At 37.4% G+C, this 6,878-nt stretch carries 7 protein-coding genes, 12 tRNA genes and 1 rRNA gene; 13 read left to right on the top strand and 7 right to left on the bottom strand.

Annotation, left to right across the window (positions count from 1 at the left end; genetic code table 11):
• Positions 1 to 133: 133 nt before the first annotated feature.
• The 13 genes from rrf to D8801_RS09410 all read left to right on the top strand — a co-directional run bounded on the left by rrf (position 134) and on the right by D8801_RS09410 (position 1,317).
• Positions 134 to 249 (top strand): 5S ribosomal RNA (gene rrf, locus D8801_RS09470).
• Positions 250 to 278: 29 nt separating this feature from the next.
• Positions 279 to 351: transfer RNA gene (locus D8801_RS09465), tRNA-Val, on the top strand.
• Positions 352 to 356: 5 nt separating this feature from the next.
• A tRNA-Gly gene (locus tag D8801_RS09460) sits at positions 357 to 427 on the top strand.
• A 34-nt stretch (positions 428 to 461) separates the two neighbouring features.
• Positions 462 to 535, top strand: a tRNA-Ile gene (locus tag D8801_RS09455).
• An 11-nt stretch (positions 536 to 546) separates the two neighbouring features.
• Positions 547 to 618 (top strand) — tRNA-Glu (locus D8801_RS09450).
• 5 nt (positions 619 to 623) lie between these two features.
• Positions 624 to 713: transfer RNA gene (locus D8801_RS09445), tRNA-Ser, on the top strand.
• Between the two features lie 12 nt (positions 714 to 725).
• Positions 726 to 799, top strand: a tRNA-Met gene (locus tag D8801_RS09440).
• A 3-nt stretch (positions 800 to 802) separates the two neighbouring features.
• Positions 803 to 875: transfer RNA gene (locus D8801_RS09435), tRNA-Phe, on the top strand.
• A 14-nt stretch (positions 876 to 889) separates the two neighbouring features.
• Positions 890 to 970: transfer RNA gene (locus D8801_RS09430), tRNA-Tyr, on the top strand.
• An 11-nt stretch (positions 971 to 981) separates the two neighbouring features.
• Positions 982 to 1,052, top strand: a tRNA-Trp gene (locus tag D8801_RS09425).
• A 14-nt stretch (positions 1,053 to 1,066) separates the two neighbouring features.
• Positions 1,067 to 1,139: transfer RNA gene (locus tag D8801_RS09420), tRNA-His, on the top strand.
• Between the two features lie 13 nt (positions 1,140 to 1,152).
• A tRNA-Gln gene (locus D8801_RS09415) sits at positions 1,153 to 1,224 on the top strand.
• A gap of 9 nt (positions 1,225 to 1,233) precedes the next feature.
• A tRNA-Leu gene (locus D8801_RS09410) sits at positions 1,234 to 1,317 on the top strand.
• A 69-nt stretch (positions 1,318 to 1,386) separates the two neighbouring features.
• On the opposite strand, the gene D8801_RS09405 is transcribed toward D8801_RS09410, so the two are convergent.
• The 7 genes from D8801_RS09405 to D8801_RS09375 form a co-directional block, all read right to left on the bottom strand.
• Positions 1,387 to 1,842, bottom strand: coding sequence for an HD domain-containing protein (locus tag D8801_RS09405; protein ID WP_125849424.1), 456 nt, complete (start codon positions 1,840 to 1,842; stop codon positions 1,387 to 1,389).
• A 41-nt stretch (positions 1,843 to 1,883) separates the two neighbouring features.
• Positions 1,884 to 3,017 carry a site-specific integrase gene (locus D8801_RS09400; protein WP_125849420.1) on the bottom strand — a complete coding sequence of 378 codons (1,134 nt, stop codon included), beginning with the start codon at positions 3,015 to 3,017 and terminating at the stop codon, positions 1,884 to 1,886.
• 3 nt (positions 3,018 to 3,020) lie between these two features.
• Positions 3,021 to 3,227, bottom strand: a complete 207-nt coding sequence (locus D8801_RS09395; protein ID WP_125849417.1) for a DUF3173 domain-containing protein — start codon at positions 3,225 to 3,227, stop codon at positions 3,021 to 3,023.
• Between the two features lie 13 nt (positions 3,228 to 3,240).
• Positions 3,241 to 4,020, bottom strand: a complete 780-nt coding sequence (locus D8801_RS09390; RefSeq protein WP_125849414.1) for a rolling circle replication-associated protein — start codon at positions 4,018 to 4,020, stop codon at positions 3,241 to 3,243.
• A gap of 178 nt (positions 4,021 to 4,198) precedes the next feature.
• Complete coding sequence (locus D8801_RS09385) at positions 4,199 to 4,918, bottom strand: metallophosphoesterase (protein ID WP_125849411.1); 720 nt, start codon at positions 4,916 to 4,918, stop codon at positions 4,199 to 4,201.
• 6 nt (positions 4,919 to 4,924) lie between these two features.
• Positions 4,925 to 5,239, bottom strand: a complete 315-nt coding sequence (locus D8801_RS09380) for a hypothetical protein (RefSeq protein ID WP_125849408.1) — start codon at positions 5,237 to 5,239, stop codon at positions 4,925 to 4,927.
• A gap of 99 nt (positions 5,240 to 5,338) precedes the next feature.
• Entirely contained in the window at positions 5,339 to 6,706 is a 1,368-nt protein-coding gene (locus D8801_RS09375; RefSeq protein WP_125849405.1) for an ATP-binding protein, read from the bottom strand.
• Positions 6,707 to 6,878: the final 172 nt, after the last annotated feature.

The following is a 6,878-nucleotide window of genomic DNA, read 5'->3' as shown; positions in this document are numbered from 1 at the left end:
TGGAAGTGTGGCGACACATGTAGCGGACTAATACTAATAGCTCGAGGACTTATCCAAAGTAACTGAGAATACGAAGTGTAAGGTTTTCTTGGTATTTGATAGATATTCAATTTTGAGTAGGTATTACTCAGAGTTAAGTGACGATAGCCTAGGAGATACACCTGTACTCATGCCGAACACAGCAGTTAAGCCCTAGAACGCCGGAAGTAGTTGGGGGTTGCCCCCTGTGAGATATGGAAGTCGCTTAGCAGAATAGGAAGTTTAGAGGCTTCCTTTTTGGGAGTTTAGCTCAGCTGGGAGAGCATCTGCCTTACAAGCAGAGGGTCAGCGGTTCGATCCCGTTAACTCCCATTTTAGCGGGTGTAGTTTAGTGGTAAAACTACAGCCTTCCAAGCTGTTGTCGCGAGTTCGATTCTCGTCACCCGCTTTGAACTTTGTTCAAATTACCAAGTTTTTAACTTGGGCGCGTAGCTCAGGTGGTTAGAGCGCACGCCTGATAAGCGTGAGGTCGGTGGTTCGAGTCCACTCGTGCCCATTTATGAATATGGTCCGTTGGTCAAGGGGTTAAGACACCGCCTTTTCACGGCGGTAACACGGGTTCGAATCCCGTACGGACTATTTTTGGAGGATTACCCAAGTCTGGCTGAAGGGAACGGTCTTGAAAACCGTCAGGCGTGTAAAAGCGTGCGTGGGTTCGAATCCCACATCCTCCTTTTTATTATTAACGCGGGATGGAGCAGCTCGGTAGCTCGTCGGGCTCATAACCCGAAGGTCGTAGGTTCAAATCCTGCTCCCGCAATTTGGCTCGGTAGCTCAGTTGGTAGAGCAATGGATTGAAGCTCCATGTGTCGGCGGTTCGATTCCGTCTCGCGCCATATACTTATGACTAGGAAGGGTAGCGAAGAGGCTAAACGCGGCGGACTGTAAATCCGCTCCTTCGGGTTCGGGGGTTCGAATCCCTCCCCTTCCATTCCTTTAGTTACGGGCATAGTTTAAAGGTAGAACTAAGGTCTCCAAAACCTTCAGTGTGGGTTCAATTCCTACTGCCCGTGTTTATAGAATTATGGCGGGTGTGGTGAAGTGGTTAACACACCAGATTGTGGCTCTGGCATGCGTGGGTTCGATCCCCATCACTCGCCTATTTTATATTATTGGGGTATAGCCAAGCGGTAAGGCAAGGGACTTTGACTCCCTCATGCGTTGGTTCGAATCCAGCTACCCCAGTTACTATTTGCCGGCGTGGCGGAATTGGCAGACGCGCTGGACTCAAAATCCAGTGTCCGCAAGGACGTGCCGGTTCGACCCCGGCCGCCGGTATAGTAATAAAGACAAGGTTTCTAAGCCTTGTCTTTTCTTTTATATTTTGAACCGTTCTTGATTGAGTTACTAAAAATTACTATTTTTTTCTACTTGGCTTAGAAAAGCGATAGCAGAACGATATTTTTTATTTCTCTCTATATCCTTTGTAGTTATCTTTGAAAGTCGTGTTAAATCTGAATTATGACGTAGGTCAGCCAATTTTACAACCCTAGCGAGTTCATTTGTCTTTACTAGGTTGAGATATGATTGATAATCCTGTCCTTTTTTCTTTGTAAGTATATCAACGGCTTCTATAATCGTCTTTGAAAAGCCTAGCTCTTCTAGGTCTAGTAGGGTTAGTTTAGTATCTTCTACAACATCATGAAGATAAGCAACCGCTTTTTCCTCATCAGTTTCTACAAAACTTGCAACGGTCTTCGGGTGTTTAATATAGTCAACACCTGCTTTATCAACCTGTCCTAAATGAGCTTTTTTAGCTACTTCATAAGCCTGTTGGCTTACTGATTTTTGTATTTTATCCATATCTTTATTCTATATTTTAGTTTTTTAAAATGCAAGCTACTTTACAATAAATCATCTAGTTTGTCTGCTAGGTCTTTCTGTTTGCTTGGATATAAGTGCGAATATGTATCGATTGTGGTGGTTATAGAAGCGTGTCCTAAGCGTTCTTTAACCACTAGGTAATCTTCTCCATTATTGATTAAAAGAGAAGCATGTGAGTGTCTAAAATCGTGTATGCGTATCTTTTTTAATGTGTTATCACGTTCAAGGATTTTCTTATACTGTTTTTCAATAGCGTCCTTAGTAATGATGATTGGGCTATTTTGAAATACCTGTAGTGTAGTTATGTCATTTGAGAATTGTTGTAATTGTTTTGCTTGTTTCTTCTGCCAAGTTTCCAGCTCTTGACTTAATTTTTTATTGATGATAATTCTTCTAGTACCTGCCTTAGTCTTTGTTGTACTGATATGGCTGATACCTTTATTTACGTAAGTAGATTTAGTGACATGGATTGTATTACTAGTAAAATCTACGTCTTGCCAAGTGAGTGCGAGTGCTTCACCGAGCCGTAGTCCTGTGAAAAAGAGGACGGTGAACAATAATTTTATATTGTATTCATCAACCTCAAAGAGTTTTAAAAATTGTTGAAACTCTGCAATTGTCCAGAATTGCATTTTAGTTTTTTCAATTGGTAATTTTTTTAGTAACTTTACAGGATTTGTAGTGTAATAACCTTTTCGCAAACCTACATCAAAAATTTTTTTGAGTAAAATCATGATTTTATTGATGGTATTTATGCTTAAGGGTTTATCTGAATTTTGTGCTATTTTTTGACGGAGTTGTTCTCTAAATTGATAGATATCTTCATAGGTCAGTTTTCCAACATTATCCACGTTTATAAAATACTCTCTGATATGCTTGTTGTAGTTATTCTCTTGAGTATTGATATAGCTTGTTTTTCTATGGTTTATGCTGTCTTCTTCTTTCAACATGTCATAAAGCATGGGAACAGTTATTTTTGCTCCGTAGAAGCGTTCTTTTAGCTCTACACTTCGTAGGTAGTGTTCTGCTTCGGTGGCTTCTTTCTTGGTCTTAAATCCTTTTCTAACAATTCTACGTTGCTTTAACGTGATAGGGTCGAAACCATTACTGATGTCAACTATCCAGCTATTGTCTTTGTCTTTTCGTATTGCCATCTGTTACCCCCTAGTAAGTGGGATATTTTGAACATCAAACCCGAGCAGTTCAGTAGCTATAGTAGCAGGTATAGTTCCAATCCGTTTGTTTTGATACACCCTAAATCCTCGTGCTACTAGAAGTTCTTTTCCTTGTCGGATAATACGTTTAGATGTTCCCTCAGAGAATCCGAGGGCAACTAGGTCATTCTTAGTAACAGTTGCTATCATGTGACTTACTCCTTTATTCATCTAGTCTTATTTTCTTGTACTTTACATGATTATCAAAATACTGACCGTCTTTATAGACTTTACTCGTGTACTCTGTTTCATATAGGACAGTTGAGCTGTCATATTCAAATGTTTCGTATGTATAAAACTTATCTTCATCAGGTTTTTTCAAGTTGCGAGATGACAGATAAGCTTGTTTTCCAAAATTTTCTAATAGCTCTTGTCCGATACCTTTTTCAAAATATTTTGTAACATATCGACCGCGGTTTTCTTTGCTGTCGACATCAACTTTATTTATCCGTACTGCTCCATGCCCCCAAAGTTTTAATAGTTGACTATGTGGGATATAGGGAACGCTGAAAAGCAGGATATGAGCGTGCCATGCTCCACGTTTTTGTTTTTCTAATACTGCTATATACCTTAATTGGCTTTTCTTTGTCTTAAATATGTGATAGTTAAAGCGTTTGATAAATGTTTTTAGTAAGTCTTTGAAATGGTTTCTATCGCTGATATTTTCTTTGGTGGTTAATGTGAGAAAAGAAGTCGTATCATCAAAATTACAATCGACTAGGCGGAGTAAGTTCCACTTTGCTTCTAAGCGAGTTTTCTTCATACGTTCAAGACGTTGTTCTTGTTCTTCAGGTTTTAGTTCATCAAATTTTCTGCGTTTTGTTTTTTCCTTGCTTTCAGTATTAATATCGATTGATTTTCCTTTTGAAAATATTGGCTTTTCATATTCCCAAATTTCAATATAGGAAGAAGTGCGGACTATTTTTTTATTGTACGAAGTCATAAAAAATAGTTCCTTTTAGATTGGCTTTCGCCAAAAGATTGTCTATATAATAAATAAACTAGGAGGAGCAAAGCTCCTCCTAACTTTTATCATGTGACCTAAGCACCGCTCTGCTAAACACGCTTCCAGCTTGCCGACCTCCAGTCGGCAGTTTTGCCTATGATCACATGATTAAAAGTTATAGAAAATAATATTTCTTGGTAATTGTATCATAGCAAAGAACAGGTATTGTTTTGCTATGATTTACATCCCCATCAATGAAGTAATGATTCTGGTTGTAATACACTTTTCCAAGATAGCTATCATCTCTTGCAACTTGATGAGAAGCGATATGACCTGAAATGACATCTTTGATGAAAGCACCTGTTGTTACTGGAAATTTATTGGTAAATGTTTCTGGACTTGTCAACTCCTCCCACAGGTCACCAGCTTCTTCTTCAATACCTGCATGAACAAAAATTTGATTATCAGTCTCGTAATAGCGTTTATCCTTGTATCGCTCTTTAAACCAGTCTATAAATTTAGTTTTCGTTTTGATTGCATTTCTAATAGCAATTTCAAAGTTATTGGGATTAGAGACTAAGATTTCTTTCAACTCTTCTGGAGAAAAGAAACTTTGTATCGTTTCTCCGAATGCAGAAGCAGTAGGAGTTTCTGGTATTAACCAGTCGTAGAACCATTCCTCATGATTGCCAAATAGGGTGATGATTTGCCCAGAGTACACTTCTTCTAGCTCTATAATTTTAGACAACACTTGAAAAGATTTAGAACCGTTATCAATATAGTCTCCAAGTAAGATAAGTCTGTTATCTTTATCAGATAACTCTACTTTGTTGAGAGCTTTTATGAACTCATCTAAATATCCATGTATGTCAGAAATTGCGTAAATTTTAGCCATAGAATCTTATTTTGTTAGAGGGAGCACATCAGAGCATGAGAACCAAAGGTTTCCGTTATACTGACCAACATTCAAATCTTTTAATATAACAGGGCAGGTTTTGTTGTTTGCCATATCTTGTACAGAAGCAGTAGGAGTGAGAGTATTAACCTTGACCTGTATCATCTCCATGAAAAAATCGCTATTTTCATCTTGAATTGACACATTTAGACGTAATGCGGTAGGTTTACTGGTTTCACGGTCTAAAACTTCAGTATATCCTTTTACGGCAAAGAAACGATTACCAAGGAGCTCAATTTTCAAAAAGTCATTTAATTTCATAGATAGTTTCCTTTCTTTTTTACCTCCTGCCAAAGCAGTCGGTTTGCTCTTTTTCTCTGTTGGAAAGAATACCTATTCCAACAGAGAAAAAGACCGCTATTAGTGGACTGGTAGTATGTTTCTAACTACCTGCAAAAATTCTCGTTTTGTTTTAACATCAACGAATGGAACTATTGTCAGTACAGGTTCCACAGAATTCAGACCGTCAGCATAAAAGAGAGCCTCTCCTTTTCTATCGGATACAGTAGGAACATTTTCCAATTCACACATAGAAAAAGCCATTCTTAGACGGTCACTTCCTGGATTCCCAAGATATAATACCGCAGATATTTGGTTTCTCAATTCTACCGGAATATTCTCAGCATTAGGGTCTTGCGTAGATAATAGTAAGTGACAACCAGCCTGTCTTCCTTTACGAGCAATCAAACCCAAGTTTTGCAAAATTTCGTTCCATAACTCTTTACCTTGTTTGCTAGAGCCACAAGAATCACGAATAGAAGCAAGCTCATCGACAAATAGAAAATTAGGTGTCATCATGCCCAGGTCATATGCATCAGCATTTAATGAACTATTCTGTTTGATAATTTCAAACCTTGCATCCATAATCTCTATAAATTTTCTCGATAATTTTGCTAGCATTTGGGGTGAAGAGCCTACTGCCACTTGTTCTCCCAGTTCTTCGTGAAGAAGTTCACCAATACGATATAAATCGGCAGCCTTACCATCAACTATACCTAAATAAGTATCATCATCACTACCACAACCTTTAGCCAGTGCGTTAAATAAGTACCATTGTAAGGCTATTGTTTTGCCTGTTCCAGTGCGTCCATAAATACCGATATTAGTATTCGATTTCAGAGAGAATTGTTGGGTATTTGATAGCTTGATTATTGGAGTAGGAATATCTTCAAAAAATTCTTTAGTCAATGTGTGGGCATTTAAAACATACTGTTCAATTTTTTCTGTGTGACCGAGTTTATAAATAACACAATCAGGGAATTCTTGTTTTGATATTAAAGGCAACCCTAAGGTTGGTATAAGATACTCCTCTAGATTTTTAAGAAGTTTTAAAAATTTATTCCCAAACAGAGGTACTTTAACCATTACATCATTATTAGGCGTGATTTCGAAGTTCAATGTTGCGCTATTGATTACTAGATTGTTACTTTCTTCATATAAATTTAGACTTATTAGCATATCAAATAGAGATTCTCTGACGTACAATATACTTTGAATTTTTTTAATAAAAGTAGACCTAAAAAATTTTTCTACAAGAATAATAAGGCCTGTAAAAAAACTTGACATAATCAATCCAAAAGGTATAAAGGGGATTGAAAACCAAGTATTTATCAATAAGAGGCCTACTAACAATTCAGTTCCTATTCTACTAAGAAAAAGTCTACGAGAAGTAATAACATAGGGATTAACTTTTACTTTCACAGATTTGCTCAGTTTCAGTATTTTCATCTTCATTCCTCTCAGAAATTAATGTATCTATACAACCAATTAAAAAGATAAATGGATTTTAGTAAGGTCAGGAGCTCTAATATTTGCAATTATAGTAAGCAGAGTACAGATAGAAAGTACCAGTATTGACCAATGAGCCACCCTTAATCTGCTACTTGAAATGATATAATTT

The sequence above is a fragment of the Streptococcus oralis genome, from assembly GCF_003943415.1.
GTDB classification, from domain to species: Bacteria; Bacillota; Bacilli; order Lactobacillales; family Streptococcaceae; genus Streptococcus; species Streptococcus oralis_BJ.
The sequence above is the reverse complement of the archived record's forward strand: the minus strand, read 5'-3'. Positions and strand labels throughout refer to the sequence as shown.